A 15,055-nucleotide genomic window follows, 5' to 3' on the forward strand; every position below is an offset into this window, starting at 1 on the left:
GTGTGCTGATATCGCCGTATGAACCATCTATATAAACGCCATTCCAAAAGCCCCGGGAGCTCTTGGAGAGGACGATGTTGTTCCTCTCTTGCGTTTAGTTTGACCGCTTACGTAAGAATTATCTGTGACAAGTCTTGCTAGGAGTGGGAAAGGTATGAATCATCAATGAAAATTCGTTTTCATGCCCGGTAAATGTAGATTTTTGGTTAAAAATGGACTATACTTAATAATTGATATAGGAGGGGTAACAGTGAACGAGTTTAAAAACGATATTCAATCCAAAACTAATGATGTGATCGACTCTGGGTTAGGGTTTGTATTTTCATTTGTTTTCTTCTTCGTTATTTTCTTCATCGGTGTTTTGTTTTCTTTTCTCGGACAGTAATTGGATACAAAACCGGAAGGCTGCTGTTTTCGGCAGTCTTTTTTTATTCTCTGCTCGCATTATACGGGAAAAATGTTGAAAACGTTCCACTTTGCCCAGAAAAAATGTATTGGACGGCTCCATGTCGATTGGTTTGAAGCAATACAACTCCATGCTCGGTCAATCTTTCCACTACCTCTTCATGAGGATGACCATACCTGTTGTCTACACCGGCTGAAATCAACCCGATCTTAGGATTCACCCGCTTCAATAACTCTTCTGATGTTGATGTATGACTTCCGTGATGGGCAACTTTCAATACATCTTTCTGCCCTATACGGTTTCTCTTTACGATTTCCCTCTCAATAGGAGCAGATATATCCCCCGTGAAAAGCCACCGCTTCCCACCTATTACGCTATCCAATACGAGCGAATTGTCATTTGGGTCACCATGATCTTGATCTATAACTGGGTGCACGACACGAAATTCATGGCCTCCTACCCAAACGCTTTGTTCTGCGCTTACTCTCTCCACTCTTACCTCACTTTCGTATTTCTCGGTATGAAAAGGACTGACGTACATTCGATCGACATCCACGGCTTCAAGAATAAAAGGAATACTTCCGCTGTGATCCGAATCTTCGTGAGTGATAAATAAAGCATCAATATGATCAATCCCTCGTGACTGTAAATAAGGCAAGATTACTTCCTTCGCTGTCTTTTCCTTGTTCGTTGTAAAAATCGGGGGTCCCGCTGCATCAATCATAACGACACCTTTCCTATAAGGCAGTTCTATAACGAACGAATCGCCCTGACCGACATCCAACATAGTTACGACACCCTCCTTTGAGAAATATGGAGTCGAACTATAAAAAACAAGTACAGAAACCACGGCAAGGGAAGCAGTAAAAGCCTTCACGTTTTTCTTTTGTTCCCAATTCCTCATCACCACTAAAAAAAAGCATATATACACAACGATATAAATAGGGGGAAGTTCACCAATCACCCAAGGGTAATCAAGATATTTTGATAACCTTATTAGAAAGGACAGAACAGATTCATGGACGATGGCAAATGCACGAGAAAGAACCGAACATAAGGCAGGGGCGAGAAGGGATAGGATAAAGAGGATCATCAAAAAGGGGATTACAAAAAACGAAAAATATGGAACAGCAATCATGTTCATCCATAAAGAAAAGGGCTGAAATTCATAAAAATAATGGATTTGCAATGCAAGAAGTGATAGCTGACTCACCATCCCTATGACCGCTGACTGCATCCATTTACTTTCATATTGTTTCAAAATTGGAATAGTGAGTAACAAACTAAAAGTAACTAAAAACGAAAATTGAAAACCAAGGTGGTAAAAATAAGACGGAGAAGAAACCAATAAGAATAGACAAGTGAAGGAAAGGATGTCGATTAGGGGGATCTTTTTTTGGAAGGAGCTTGTGAAGATAAGAAGCACGCCCATTAACCCAGCGCGCATGACAGATGGAGCACCACCCGAAATAAACATATAAAAAGGCAATAGTAATAGCAAAAAAAGCTTGGATTGTTTTTTGGTTGCCAGACCTGTACGGTACAAAAGAAAGTAAGTCCCCCCAAGTGTAAGCCCAACGTGAAGTCCTGATATGGCTAGAATGTGGGACAAGTTAAACGCTCTAAACCATTCAACCGTCGATGCGTCGATCAGGCCTGTATCTCCAAATATTAGAGCCTCCATCCATATATAAGTACCTAGGTGAACACGTTCTTTAACAGTCAATTTCAATTGTTTCCTTGTGTCGTACAAATGGCTGATCCACGATTCTCCTTCACACTGTAGAGCTGCTTCATCATTTATGAGGATTTGAGCATGAATGCCTTTGTCTGCCATATAAGCACGATAATCAAACTGCCCTGGATTCCGAGCACTATCTAAAGGTTCTGCCTTTCCTTTCACCGTACATAAGGCTCCATGCTTCCACCCGGGAGAAAAATCATTCTCATTCTCTTTCAAAAAACGGACTAGAAATTTTCCTTCTTCCCCTTTCACCACCATGGAGATTGATTGAGCCGTTTCTGTTACATCAGAAACAATTGTACCTTCTCTTGATTCATGATCGAGGAGTTGAGGGTAAAAGGAAGAGGTGCTTGGGGAAAGGTGGATATATCCACCTATTCCAAACAGAAAAAGAATAAATAGAAAGAGAAGATGCCGGCGGTAATTGATGAGCCAGTAAAGCATAATAAACACAAATACAAAAAAAGTGAATCCTTCTTGAATGGATAACACCCCGCCAAGCACAAAAGCTAAGACGGGGATGTGCCAGGATCCTCTCAAAAAAATCACCGGCTCTCAAGCTTTAAGAGTTGTGATGCTTCTTTTACAAGCTGTTCAGATTCAGGATCTTCCATCATTTCAAGTTTCTCAAGCATCTGTTTAATGAGAAGCTTGTGCTCAAATTGAAGCGGTTCCTTTTCAACCGGAACCTTTTGTACACGAACACCTGACTGTTGCAGGACTTCAATAGCGTAGGGGTCATTTTTGTAATCTTCACTATAATAAACGGCTTCTATCCCCGCTTGAATAATTGCCTTTGTACAATGCAGACACGGAAAATGAGTCACGTAAATTTCTGCCCCTTCTGTAGCAACACCGAACTTTGAACACTGCAGGAGTGCGTTCATTTCGGCATGAATGGTACGGACACAATGACCATCCACTACATAGCATCCCTCATCAATGCAATGAACACCTCCCGATACACTTCCATTGTATCCCCCGGCAATCATTCGCTTATCTCTTACAATAACAGCGCCTACAGCTAACCTCTGACAAGTGCTGCGTGATTTTAACAAATAGCTTTGTGACATAAAGTATTGATTCCAAGTAATCCGCTCCATTATGTAACCTCCACTTTTTTCATCAAGTTTACTCTGACGTATGCGTTCCGTCAAACTTACGGAACGGTGATCATTTCCTTGAGATTTTCCAACGTCTTTTCACCTATTCCAGGGACGTTCACTAGATCTTCCAGAGAAGAAAATGGGCCATTCTCTTCTCTATACTTGATAATACTAGCAGCTTTCGAGGGTCCAATTCCATTCAATTTTTCCATTTCACTTGCTGAAGCACGGTTAATGCTTATTTTTTCAGCTGCTTGTGAACCCTTTTCGACTATTTCATCGGATGATACTCGTTCGGAGGCTACAAAGATCACCATTTCATCTTGTATTCTTTGCGCCAAATTCACACTCGTAGGGTCAGCCTCTTCTGTCATTCCCCCGGCTTCTTTGATAGCATCGTCAACTCTTGTTTCTTCTTTCATTGTATATACACCGGGATGATGCACTTCCCCTTTTACATCGACTTTTACAGAAACAGAACCAGGAGCTTCTTCGACTGTTTCAAGAGTGTCCGTCTGCTCCACTTCCATTTCGACCATATGGCTCTCAGCATCATCTGCAGGCTTGAAAAAATAAAGAACACCAGTGACTGCCAGGACAATAAACACCCACACGTATCTTTTTAATACGCTCATTCTCTTACCTTCTTTCATAATTGAATATTTTCAGAATAAGGATATATAGGTAATCATTAAGGAGGGATTCCAATGAAATGGGGAATCATCGGCACAGGGAATATGGGGAGTATGCTCATCTCTACGCTTATTAAGAGCGGAGCCGTACCTGCTGAGAAGTTGACGATTTACAACCGAACCATAGAAAAAGCGGAAAAGATCCAAGAAGAATTTCCAAAGCTTCATGTAGCGAAGAATGTATCTGAGCTGCAAAATAACAGTGACATCATTTTCATATGCGTCAAGCCGCATCATTACAAAAACATCATCGATGAATTAGAAGGAAAATGGTCTGAAAATCAATGTCTTGTCTCCATTACAAGCCCGGTCGCAGTGGATCAATTAGAAAAAGTCACGCCTTGTCAGGTTGCACGGATTGTACCATCTATAACGAATCATGCATGGTCTGGGGTAAGTTTATTCACTTTTGGATCAAAGATAAAAAAGGAGAATCGCGACTTATTAAAAGAGACTTTCAAACACATTTCCACACCTATCGAAGTTGAAGAAAAACATATCCGTGTAGCATCAGACATCGTATCATGCGGGCCTGCATTCATCAGTTACCTGCTCAGCCAATGGATAGCAGCTGCTGGTGATATTGCGGAACTTCCTAAAGATAAAGCGACGTCATTAACAGAAAATATGATGGTTGGACTGGGAGAACTTTTAGCACAAAAAGTAATGACTCTGGAAGAATTAATGGAAAAAGTGACTGTAAAGGGTGGGGTTACGGGAGAGGGGTTACAAGCTCTAGAAGATCACATTGGGCCATTGTTTCAAAAAATGTTTGAAGCTACTCAAAATAAACATAAAGAAGATAAAAAACACATTAATTTATAAGTTACACATTCGACAAAAGATCCAATTTTCCTGCAATAACCATGCTTTTATTGCAGGATCTAATCTCTATTAAGATAGGCTTCGCTATTCATTGAAGTGGTGTCGAGATACTTATATGGTAAAGGGCGGCGGGGAATGGGGAGCCTCCTGCTGGAATAGAGGGCTTAGTGAGACCTTTTGCTTAGCCTGAGAGCAAGGGCTCCTGTGGAAAGCGAGTCATTCCTCGACACCCCGGTTCCTTTCACACAAACATCTCGAAAATCAAGTCTTCAAGAATACGGACAGAGCAACCTAAAAAAGAGTCCGCTATTTACGGACTCTTTCATAACTTCTATCCTTTTGTACAGACAAACAACCATCGTTCTCCTTCAATGGAAGGCGTCTCACTAAAATCCGAAAAGACTCCTTGGGCTTTGAAACCTGATCGGGTGAGCCAGGATTGCAAAGCTTTATGATCATACCCTCGCTGTTCATGAATTTCATCAAAACGTTGATATTTACCATCATCTTCTACAAAGAATGTTAAATCATGTACAAGGCTATTTTCCAGCTCTCCGGGATCACAGAACCAAATGAAAGATAGATCATCACGGACTTCAGCAAATGTTGCACCACTGAGATCATTACGAATATGATCTATAGAGTGCACATCAAACATAAATACTCCCCCGTTAGCAAGGGATTGATAAATGGAACGGAACGCTTGCTGTACCTTCTGTTCATCTGTTAAATAGTTGAATACATCACAGTAACTGATGACACAGTCGTAATCAGCTAAACCTTCTAATGAAGTCATATCCTGTTGAATCCATTCGATTGCAGCCCGAGGATTTTTCTTTTGCGCGACGGCCAACATATCAGATGACAAATCGATCCCCGTCATATGATAACCTTCATTATGGAGGCGATGGGTGATCTCCCCTGTTCCACAACCTACATCAAGTATTTTTTGACCTTCTGGACGGTACTGTTGAAGTATTTCCTTCGTAAAATCCACCCATTGACCGTAGGGTGCATCCTGCATAAGGAGATCGTATACACGCGCCATATCCCCGTAGCTCATATTAGTTTTCTAATCCTTCTACAGCGACTGTGTCTGCATCGCCCCATAGTCTTTCCAAATTGTAGTAATGGCGTTCATCTTTATGGAAGATGTGGCAAACGATATCATTAAGGTCGACAAGTACCCAGCGGGCTTGCTCAAACCCTTCCATTCGCTTCACTTCTATCCCATTTTCTTCTGCTTGATTTTTCAATTCCCTCGCAATGGCTTGCACTTGGCGTTCATTGGACCCTTCACAGATTAGAAAATAGTCCGCGATTAAAGAAACTTCTGACATATCTAAAACAACGATATCCTGTGCTCTTTTTTCATCGCACGCTTGTGCTGCTAAATTTACCAATTCTTTACTTTCCATGGGTTTCCTCCCTATTTCATCTCTATCTTTTCCATGATCCATTGATCATATTAAGTCATTATATGCATGAAACGTGTCCGGATAAACGGTCCTTTCCTTACCAATAAGAAAAATGATTGTATTTTTCAAAGCTAAGGCACATGCTTCATCCAAATTTTCTTCTGCTTTCTTCCGTACTTGATCTACTCCAGGAAACTCACGGCCGGGTTCTATATAATCAGCTAAAAACACTACTTTATCCAACGTGGACATGTGTTTTTTTCCTGTTGTGTGGCAGCTGATGGCAGAAATAATTTCACCATCTGTAAGCCCGACCTCTTGTTCAATCATCAACGCCCCTACTGGTCCATGCCACAACTCATGATGATAATCCAATAGAGCCTTAGGCAGGCGACGGTCACTCTCAATCCAACGTTCCATGAGCTCTACAGGTTTATACTTCGCATAATCATGGAATGCAGCTGCCAGTTCCGCCTTTTTAACATCTGCTTGAAACCGCTCAGCAAGTTCAACCGCCTGGTCTGTCACTCTCACTGTGTGTTCGTATCTGGAGGTTTTCAAGGCAGGACGCACATATTCAAGTGCCTCCTCACGACTTATTTTCATACAGATGATGCTCCTTTATAAAAGAATCCACAACTTCCGGGAGTAAATACAGAACGCTTCTCCCTTGTGAAATACGTTCGCGTATCATCGTGGAAGATACATCGACTGAGGGAATATCAACAAAATGGACAGGAATTTCATTATTCCACCCATACCCAGGCCTTTCAACCCCAATAAATTGGACCATTTTCGAAAGGTCTTCAACCCGGTGCCATTTCGGTAAATGCTCAACCATGTCTCCTCCAATGATAAAGAAGAACTGATAGTCAGGAAATTGCTCCACCAAATCAGTCATGGTATCAACCGTGAACGATGTCCCCTTCCGGACTAATTCAATATCACAAATGCGGAAGTGCGGATGTTCCTTGATCGCTGTCCGCACCATGGCAAGTCGTGTTTCAGGCTTAGTTGAAGACTCCTGCTTATGAGGGGGGATATAGGAAGGCATGAACCATACTTCATCAAGGTCCATGGCCTCACGGGAAAACTCACCCATAATTAAATGACCTTGGTGAATAGGGTCGAACGTACCGCCAAGAATTCCAACTTTTTTCATTGACCTTCCCCTTTATGGTAATTCGATTTGTTTATTCTCTTTAGACTCTTTATAAAGAATGATCGTATTTCCGATCACCTGGACAATATGAGCATCTGTTGCTTCAACAATCTCATTCGCAACGACATGATTATCTTCAAAGCAGTTTTGTAAAATGCTTACTTTTATCAGTTCCCTTTTTTCGAGGGCTTCATCAATTTGTTTCGTCATATTTTCATTCACACCGGCTTTCCCTACTTGAAAAATCGGCTGTATATTATGGGAAGCCGCTCGTAAATGCTTCTTCTGTTTACTTGTTAACATTCTATACCCCTTTCAATTTCTGTTCGAATTCATTGAGCAATAGCGAAGATTCAGGTTCAGTGTCTGTCCATATTTGAAAGGCATAAACCGCTTGCTGCAACAGCATTTCATGTCCAAAATGGAGACGCGCTCCCCTTTTTTCCGCTTCGTTTAAGAATTTCGTTTTCATAGGACGGTAAACAATATCGCTTACAACAGTCCCTTTTGTCAAGTGATCCAGTGATACGATCATTTTGTCATGATCAGGGTTCATCCCGACCGTCGTCGTTTGAACAATTAAATCATAATCCATAAGGGTATTTTTCGCCTGTTCAAGTGTCAGGGGACTAGAGTACGCCTTTGAAGGAATATCCTGAATGAGATCCTCTGCTCTCTTTATTGTACGATTCGCTATGTCTACACGAGCGATATCAGATCTTGTTAGAGCTTCGAATATCCCTCTTGCCGCCCCTCCGCTTCCTAACAAAAGGGCTTTTGCATTATTGTGAAAAATATCCGGGAAACGATTCTTCAGAGAGTGGACAAACCCCCTGCCGTCGGTATTATACCCGATCCAACCTTGATTGGTGTGATGAACAGTGTTCACAGCCCCCAAGTGCCGAGCGCTTTCATCCAGACCATCAAGGTATGGGATGATTTTCTCTTTATAGGGCACAGTCACATTGAAACCATCCAAGCCTTTTTCTTTCAATAAATTGACTTTTTCTTCGAACTCATCCGGTTGAATTTCCAACAGTTCGTATTTCCCTTCAATCCCCTGTTGTTCCATAAGTTTTTCATGTATCCATGGAGACATGGAATGACCAATCGGGTGGCCGATCAACCCTAGTTTGTACAAGTGATCCCCTCCTATATGAGTGACTCTCTCAAGGACACCTTCACTCCCTCTGGTACGTGTGCCGTAACCGTGATGCCCCCTTCTGGTACAGTCACCCAACCTAGTCCAGAAAAGACGATATCCGTTTTGTCTTCTTTGATTTTTAACGTGTGACCTTTTAACGGTGGAAGCTTCTCAATTGTATCTTGATCTGGTGGTGATAATAATTCTCCCACATGATTTTTATACAGTTCGTCTGCTTTTTCCAATTTTGTTCGATGGATAGTCAATTCATTAGAGAAGTGGCATACAAAAGAACTCCGTTCACCTGCTTCAAAATCAAGTCGAGCGAGCCCGCCTACAAAAAGCGTCTGCTCTTCATTCAACTGATACACTTTCGGCTTGACTTCTTTACGGGGTGTAATAAGCTTTAAATCCTTATCGGATACGTAGTGAGCCATCTGATGACGTTGGATAACCCCAGGTGTATCGTAAAGGGAGCTCTTTTCATCTAAAGGAATATTAATAAACCCTAAAGTTGTACCAGGGAAATACGATGTCGTAATGGCGTCCTTAACACCAGATGTATTTGAAATAAGGGTGTTGATAAATGTTGATTTCCCAACATTCGTCGTACCAACCACATAAACATCGCCATCTTCACGGTATTGATCGATAGCTTGTGATAATTGCTGGATCCCTTGATTTTTCTCCGCTGAGATTAAGTACACACCTTCAACCTCTAAACCATTCTCTTTAGCTGAACGTTTTAACCAATGTTTAACTTTCCCGTGGTTCACTGACTTTGGAAGTACGTCCATTTTGTTACCCACAAGAATGACAGGATTGTTTCCAGTCAGACGCTTCAATCCTGATATAAAACTTCCATTGAAATCAAAGATATCTACTAGCTGAACAACCAGCCCTTTTGTATCACTGATTTGGTTCAACATCTCCAGGAAGTCATCATCTTGAAATGGAACATCCTGCACTTCATTATAGTGTTTTAAACGGAAGCATCTCTTGCAAATGATGTCTTCTCTTTCTAGTGCTGACGCAGGTGCATAGCCTGCGTCTTCTGGGTTTGTCGTTTGAATGACGGCTCCGCATCCTTGACATTGTATTTCAGCCATCACTGATCTCTCCTCTGCCATGTAATTTTCCCTTTTCTTCGCATCCAATTTAATATTCGTCTTTCAATCTTTCTGTTAAATTTTGTAATAAACCCGTCGGTTTCTACTATAGGAACAACCAAGATTGTATGAAAGCCAGCGGAATTTCCACCAAGGACATCTGTCAGCAGTTGATCACCGATCACGGCAACTTCACCCTTTTTAAGCTTCATCTGTTTCTGTGCTTTCTTGAAAGCCTTCGATAATGGCTTCCTTGCACTATGGATGAAAGTCGTATCCAATGGTTCCGAGAAGAGCTTAACCCGAGCTTCATTATTGTTAGACGCAATAGTCACCTGGATGCCATGATCACTCATTTTCTTGAACCATCCTTTAATGTCTTCCGTGGCATCAGGTTCATCCCAGGCGACAAGGGTATTATCTAAATCGGTGATGACACCTTTGATTCCTTTATCTTTTAATTGGTCCGGGTCGATATCAAAAACGCTCGGCACATGTTCATCTGGTAAAAAGTTTTTTAACATCTATACAGTTCATCTCCTCATACAACGGCAAAATCTCCTTCACCATCATATACAAAATCGAAGCATGTTTCAAAAAGACTTATAATAAGAACAAAAATCGTTCGACAAATCCCGACAAAAATAGGTTGTGGATAAGTTTATGCACATATTCCACACAGTAACTTCTTTGTTATCACTCATGTAAACCTCTTTTTTCAAAAAGTTATCTACAATTTTATGTAGATAACTTCCATATTGTGGCGAAATAAGGGTCGTGATAAGGTAAGAATACATTAAAAATTGAGACGTTCAGTGATTCAAATTAAGCGGGAGGTGACTGTCACATGTGTGACAGCGGCATGAAGCAATTATCGGATTCCCTACTAATACAATCTTACCACAAAGCCATTGAACTCAATCTTTCAGATGAGTTTATAGAACAAATCAAACGAGAAATAAACGCGCGATCCATCCAGCACCTTTTAGATAAGCATATTTCACATGTGGGCTGAATTTTACACTTTATGACAAAAAATGACTTTCTATTTGAGAAACGCTCGTCCATTCAACAAAGGACGAGTTTTTTTATGACTTTTTTTATTTGGTTAAATGATGTCTTCCTTCTTATTTATAAGGACAGACTAAATAAAGCCTATCGCCGCATATCCCCGGTATGCTACAGTTGAATAATGAACCTTTTTTTGATTACAATTGAGTGAACACATTGTTACGAACATCCAAAATCCAATTAAAAATAGAGGAAAGTTACGTCAAAGGAGGAACATACCACATGTTGGTGGCTGTATTATTGCCCTTTATCATTGCTATCTTTATCCCATTGTTAAGTAAATGGAAAGAAAAGGTTCACACAGGATTCTTCGTTACAATTGTACCTGTGTTGATTTTTATTTATTTTGCCCGCTTTTTAGGTACTGGTTTCGAACCGGTCGTCCATGAGTACTCGTGGATCCCATCCCTGGACATGAATATGGTCTTTCATCTGGATGGTCTGAGTTTACTTTTTGTTCTATTAATCAGCGGAATCGGCGCCCTAGTTGCCTTCTATTCGGTTTTTTACCTACATAAATCGGAGCAACTGGGACATTTTTATGTGTACTTTCTCATATTTATGGGCTCTATGCTGGGAGTTGTATTATCTGATAACGTATTTGCCCTGTACAGCTTTTGGGAATTCACTTCCCTATCATCTTTCTTATTGATCGGATTTTGGAACTATAAGAAAGAATCAAGATACGGTGCATTAAAATCGATGCTCATCACTGTCTTTGGTGGATTAAGTCTTTTGGGTGCTCTAATCTTTATGAGTGTATTGACGAACACGTCAAGTATCCGAGGAATGATTGATCAACAACAGTTGATCCTTAACAATGAATATTTCCCATTGATTCTGATTCTATTACTGATGGGTGCTTTTACAAAGTCTGCTCAGTTTCCGTTCCACATCTGGCTGCCGGATGCTATGGAAGCTCCAACTCCAGTCAGCGCTTATTTACACTCGGCAACAATGGTGAAAGCCGGCATCTATCTGGTTGCCCGCTATTCCCCAATGCTTTCCGCAAATGAATGGTTCTTTATCATTGTGTCTATTGCAGGGATTGTCACATTATGCTGGGGTTCTTATATGGCTGTAAGACAAACAGACTTGAAAGGAATTCTAGCTTTCTCAACAATCAGTCAACTTGGAATGATCATGGCTATGCTTGGATTCGGTACAAAAGCAGCAATTTTTGGTGCTGTTTTCCATATTCTTAACCATGCTACGTTCAAAGGTAGTCTATTTATGGTTGCCGGCATTGTAGACCATGAAGCAGGAACAAGGGACATCCGTAAACTTGGCGGATTGATGACATTTATGCCTATGACAGCCACACTTGCATTATTTGCCTCGTTCTCGATGGCTGGGGTACCCCTACCCTTCTTAAACGGGTTCTATAGTAAAGAGATGTTCTTTGAATCTTCGTTGCATTTGGAAGCCGCGAGTTCCGGCATTGCTGGAATACTACAAACGAGCGTGCCCTACTTAGCTGTTTTCGGTAGTATATTTACCTTCGTATATTCCATGTACTTTTTCTTCGGAACATTTCGTGGTCAATCACACTTGAATGAACTGCCTAAAAAACCGCATGAAGCTCCTATCGGTATGCTCATTTCACCGATTATTCTAGTAGCTGGTGTGGTCGTCATTGGCTTGTTCCCGAGTTTGATCAATGAGCCTTTCATTGCCCATGCGGCTGAAGCTGTCAAGGGGGTCGGGTTAGAAGAGAAGGACATATATTTCTGGCATGGATTTATTCCACCATTCATTATGTCCCTTACAGTTCTCGTATTTGGAAGTATCTTAGCCCTTTCTAGAAAAGTATGGGCTCCCGTGTACAACGTTGTGCCCGGCGTTCTAAGTATGAACAAAGTTTATGACGGTACCGTTGATCGAGTAGAACGATATTCAACTACAATCACAAAAGGATATATGAATGGTTCTCTCGGACGATACGTCCGACTCATTTTAGCAGCCATTATCGTCATTTCATTTGCCTTTATGGCGATGACTGGTGGATTTACAGTGGATACTTCTACTGTAGCGGAAATTACGGCTCCTGAAATACTTGTCGCCGTTACGATGGTCATAGCAGCTATTGGTACCGCTCTTACCAATAATCGAATAGCTGCAATCCTTATCTTAGGTGTTGTAGGTTATGGATTGTCGATGCTGTTCGTATTATACCGAGCACCTGACCTAGCTCTTACTCAGTTAATTATAGAAACAGTAACCGTCGCTTTGTTCCTGCTTGTCTTTTATCATTTACCGAAGCTGCGAAAAAAAGACGAGCCTGTAAGTACGAAGGTGCTTAACCTCGTCATATCTATCGGTTTCGGTGCGTTGATGACAATGGTGGCCATTTCTTCTCACAGTAGTAAGTTCTTTAAGTCTATTTCTGAATACTTTACAGACAATTCTTACAAGCTCGGCGGCGGAGACAATATTGTAAACGTCATCCTTGTTGACTTTCGTGGATTGGATACCTTGTTTGAAATTGTTGTACTTGGAATTGCCGCCATGGCGATTTACGGATTGATCCGTTTTAGAAAGAACAAGGAGGAGGAATAATACATGGAAATTATTATGGCCGTTCTAGCCGGCATTCTCTTCACGATGGGTGTCTACAACCTCCTTCAAAAGCAATTGTTACGAATTATCATAGGGACAGGCCTCATATCTCATGGGGCCCACCTTTTCATCCTGACAATGGGAGAGTTGAAAACAGGAGCACCGCCAGTACTGACAGAGGGAGTAGAAAATTACACGGATCCGCTCCCGCAAGCATTGATTTTGACTTCAATCGTCATAAGTTTCGGTGTTACTAGCCTACTACTTGTATTAGCTTATCGTGCTGCAAAAATTAACGGCACTGATAATATGGAGCAATTAAGGGGTAACGATTATGAGTAACTTAGCTGTATTGCCTATTCTGCTGCCTTTATTAGCAGGCATCTTCTTAGCTTTCATACACAAAAAAACAAAATTAGTTCGAAATTTATCCAAAGCTTTTGCGATTATTAATCTCCTCGTTGTCGGGTTGATTTTCATTCAAGTGAGAGACAACGGGAACATTGTCCTTGAAATGGGGAGCTGGGAGGCACCCTTCGGCATCGTACTTGTCGCTGATCTACTTGCAATAACTTTGGTTCTGACGACAAACATCATTGCGGTGGCCAGTGTTTTCTTTGCACCTCAATCCTTATCAGAAAAAGAAGAGTCCTTTTACTTCTATACTTTCTTCTTCATGTTGATCTCGGGAGTGAGCGGTGCATTTTTAACCGGTGATTTATTCAACCTTTTCGTATTTTTCGAAGTACTTTTGATGGCTTCCTACGGTTTGATCGTGCTTGGGAATGGTAAGGCACAACTTAGGGAATCGATTAAATATGTATTGATCAACTTATTTTCTTCCATGTTGTTCGTCACGACCATAGCTTTCCTTTATTCGGTTGTAGGAACAGTCAACATGGCTCAAGCTGCTCAACGTGTTCAGGAAGTGGACCAGCAGGGGATTTTAACGACAATAGCCATTTTGTTCTTCTTTGTTTTTGCAACAAAAGCGGCTGTGTTCCCTCTTTATTATTGGCTGCCACGACCTTATATATCTCCAAATCCGGTCGTATCCGCTTTATTCGGGGCCTTGTTAACTAAAGTAGGGGTTTATTCGATCTTGCGGACGTTCACACTGATCTTTAATCACGAGGTCGCATTGACACATACCCTGTTCATCTACTTAGCAGCATTGACGATGATTTTTGGTGTTGTTGGCGCTCTTTCAACGAACAATATCAAGCTGATTGTCGCGTATAATATTATCCCAGCTGTAGGTTTCATGCTTATGGGGATAGGTGTTTTCACAGAGGTTTCGATAAGCGGGACCATATATTATCTTGTTCATGATATGGTAATCAAAGGAGCACTCTTCATCCTGGTGGGGGCCACTGCTTATGTAGCGGGGACATCGGATCTCCGTAAAATGGGTGGGTTGATTCACCATTATCCCGTTCTCGGATGGCTTATGTTTCTAGCATCCTTGGTATTGGCAGGAATACCACCATTCAGTGGTTTTATCGGTAAACTATTATTATTACGCGGCGGGTTAGGCGAAGAGGAAATTTTCATCGTCATCACCGCTCTCATTTCAAGTCTACTGATTCTATTCTCGATGATCCGGATTTTCATCAGAGGATTTTGGGGAGAAAAGATGGATATTCCTGTTCCGGAGCGAGAGAAAAGAGGAAAACGAATGGCGCTTCCTGCTGCGGGACTGCTTACGGTTTCCATTCTCCTCGGTGTAGGTGCTGAATGGTTCTTCCCGACAATAGAAACCATCTCTCAATACATGATGGATCCAGAACTCTATATTGATTCTGTGTTAAAGGAGTAG

Annotated in this window: 17 protein-coding genes; 6 read left to right on the top strand and 11 right to left on the bottom strand. The window is 41.4% G+C overall.

The window, feature by feature from the left end:
* Positions 1 to 250 precede the first annotated feature (250 nt).
* Complete coding sequence (locus tag DYE48_RS03975) at positions 251 to 385, top strand: YqzM family protein (RefSeq protein WP_089654323.1); 135 nt, start codon at positions 251 to 253, stop codon at positions 383 to 385.
* A gap of 43 nt (positions 386 to 428) precedes the next feature.
* Here DYE48_RS03975 and DYE48_RS03980 read toward each other — a convergent pair whose 3' ends face one another.
* Genes DYE48_RS03980 through DYE48_RS03990 form a run of 3 tightly spaced genes read right to left on the bottom strand, consistent with a single transcriptional unit; the run spans position 429 to position 3,891 of the window.
* Complete coding sequence (locus DYE48_RS03980; RefSeq protein WP_115822502.1) at positions 429 to 2,699, bottom strand: DNA internalization-related competence protein ComEC/Rec2; 2,271 nt, start codon at positions 2,697 to 2,699, stop codon at positions 429 to 431.
* A complete protein-coding gene (locus DYE48_RS03985) occupies positions 2,696 to 3,253 on the bottom strand; it encodes a ComE operon protein 2 (RefSeq protein ID WP_115822503.1) in 558 nt (185 codons plus the stop codon). Before DYE48_RS03985 ends, DYE48_RS03980 begins: the two co-directional genes overlap by 4 nt.
* 56 nt (positions 3,254 to 3,309) lie before the next feature.
* Positions 3,310 to 3,891 carry a helix-hairpin-helix domain-containing protein gene (locus DYE48_RS03990; RefSeq protein ID WP_167449439.1) on the bottom strand — a complete coding sequence of 194 codons (582 nt, stop codon included), beginning with the start codon at positions 3,889 to 3,891 and terminating at the stop codon, positions 3,310 to 3,312.
* A gap of 72 nt (positions 3,892 to 3,963) precedes the next feature.
* Here DYE48_RS03990 and comER point away from each other — a divergent pair, with 72 nt between their 5' ends.
* A complete protein-coding gene (gene comER / locus DYE48_RS03995) occupies positions 3,964 to 4,773 on the top strand; it encodes a late competence protein ComER (protein ID WP_115822505.1) in 810 nt (269 codons plus the stop codon).
* A 331-nt stretch (positions 4,774 to 5,104) separates the two neighbouring features.
* Here comER and DYE48_RS04000 read toward each other — a convergent pair whose 3' ends face one another.
* Genes DYE48_RS04000 through DYE48_RS04035 form a run of 8 tightly spaced genes read right to left on the bottom strand, consistent with a single transcriptional unit; the run spans position 5,105 to position 10,130 of the window.
* Complete coding sequence (locus DYE48_RS04000; protein ID WP_244199365.1) at positions 5,105 to 5,821, bottom strand: class I SAM-dependent DNA methyltransferase; 717 nt, start codon at positions 5,819 to 5,821, stop codon at positions 5,105 to 5,107.
* Positions 5,822 to 5,837: 16 nt separating this feature from the next.
* On the bottom strand, positions 5,838 to 6,191 hold the full coding sequence (gene rsfS, locus DYE48_RS04005; RefSeq protein ID WP_089654329.1) for a ribosome silencing factor: 354 nt from the start codon (positions 6,189 to 6,191) through the stop codon (positions 5,838 to 5,840).
* A 45-nt stretch (positions 6,192 to 6,236) separates the two neighbouring features.
* The gene (gene yqeK / locus DYE48_RS04010; RefSeq protein WP_115822507.1) at positions 6,237 to 6,797 is read right to left on the bottom strand and encodes a bis(5'-nucleosyl)-tetraphosphatase (symmetrical) YqeK; all 561 of its coding nucleotides are present in this window, start codon (positions 6,795 to 6,797) and stop codon (positions 6,237 to 6,239) included.
* Positions 6,781 to 7,353 (bottom strand): nicotinate-nucleotide adenylyltransferase, encoded by a 573-nt coding sequence (locus tag DYE48_RS04015; RefSeq protein WP_115822508.1) that lies wholly within the window; start codon positions 7,351 to 7,353, stop codon positions 6,781 to 6,783. The genes yqeK and DYE48_RS04015 overlap by 17 nt, the downstream gene beginning before the upstream one ends.
* 12 nt (positions 7,354 to 7,365) lie before the next feature.
* Positions 7,366 to 7,656, bottom strand: a complete 291-nt coding sequence (yhbY, locus tag DYE48_RS04020) for a ribosome assembly RNA-binding protein YhbY (protein WP_115822509.1) — start codon at positions 7,654 to 7,656, stop codon at positions 7,366 to 7,368.
* A 1-nt stretch (position 7,657) separates the two neighbouring features.
* Entirely contained in the window at positions 7,658 to 8,494 is an 837-nt protein-coding gene (gene aroE / locus DYE48_RS04025; RefSeq protein WP_115822510.1) for a shikimate dehydrogenase, read from the bottom strand.
* A gap of 11 nt (positions 8,495 to 8,505) precedes the next feature.
* Positions 8,506 to 9,606: a ribosome biogenesis GTPase YqeH gene (gene yqeH / locus DYE48_RS04030; protein ID WP_115822511.1), complete on the bottom strand. Its 1,101-nt coding sequence runs from the start codon at positions 9,604 to 9,606 to the stop codon at positions 8,506 to 8,508.
* Positions 9,606 to 10,130 (bottom strand): YqeG family HAD IIIA-type phosphatase, encoded by a 525-nt coding sequence (locus DYE48_RS04035; RefSeq protein ID WP_115822512.1) that lies wholly within the window; start codon positions 10,128 to 10,130, stop codon positions 9,606 to 9,608. The genes yqeH and DYE48_RS04035 overlap by 1 nt, the downstream gene beginning before the upstream one ends.
* Positions 10,131 to 10,468: 338 nt before the next feature.
* Between DYE48_RS04035 and sda the strand changes: the two genes are divergently transcribed.
* The 4 genes from sda (at position 10,469) to DYE48_RS04055 (ending at position 15,055) form a co-directional block, all read left to right on the top strand.
* Positions 10,469 to 10,621 (top strand): sporulation histidine kinase inhibitor Sda, encoded by a 153-nt coding sequence (gene sda, locus DYE48_RS04040; protein WP_089654350.1) that lies wholly within the window; start codon positions 10,469 to 10,471, stop codon positions 10,619 to 10,621.
* Positions 10,622 to 10,899: 278 nt separating this feature from the next.
* Positions 10,900 to 13,236: a Na+/H+ antiporter subunit A gene (locus DYE48_RS04045; protein ID WP_115822513.1), complete on the top strand. Its 2,337-nt coding sequence runs from the start codon at positions 10,900 to 10,902 to the stop codon at positions 13,234 to 13,236.
* A 3-nt stretch (positions 13,237 to 13,239) separates the two neighbouring features.
* A complete protein-coding gene (locus DYE48_RS04050) occupies positions 13,240 to 13,578 on the top strand; it encodes a Na(+)/H(+) antiporter subunit C (RefSeq protein ID WP_089654337.1) in 339 nt (112 codons plus the stop codon).
* Positions 13,571 to 15,055 carry a Na+/H+ antiporter subunit D gene (locus DYE48_RS04055; protein WP_089654338.1) on the top strand — a complete coding sequence of 495 codons (1,485 nt, stop codon included), beginning with the start codon at positions 13,571 to 13,573 and terminating at the stop codon, positions 15,053 to 15,055. Before DYE48_RS04050 ends, DYE48_RS04055 begins: the two co-directional genes overlap by 8 nt.

The organism is Halobacillus trueperi (genome assembly GCF_003386945.1).
GTDB classification, from domain to species: domain Bacteria; phylum Bacillota; class Bacilli; order Bacillales; family Halobacillaceae; genus Halobacillus; species Halobacillus aidingensis.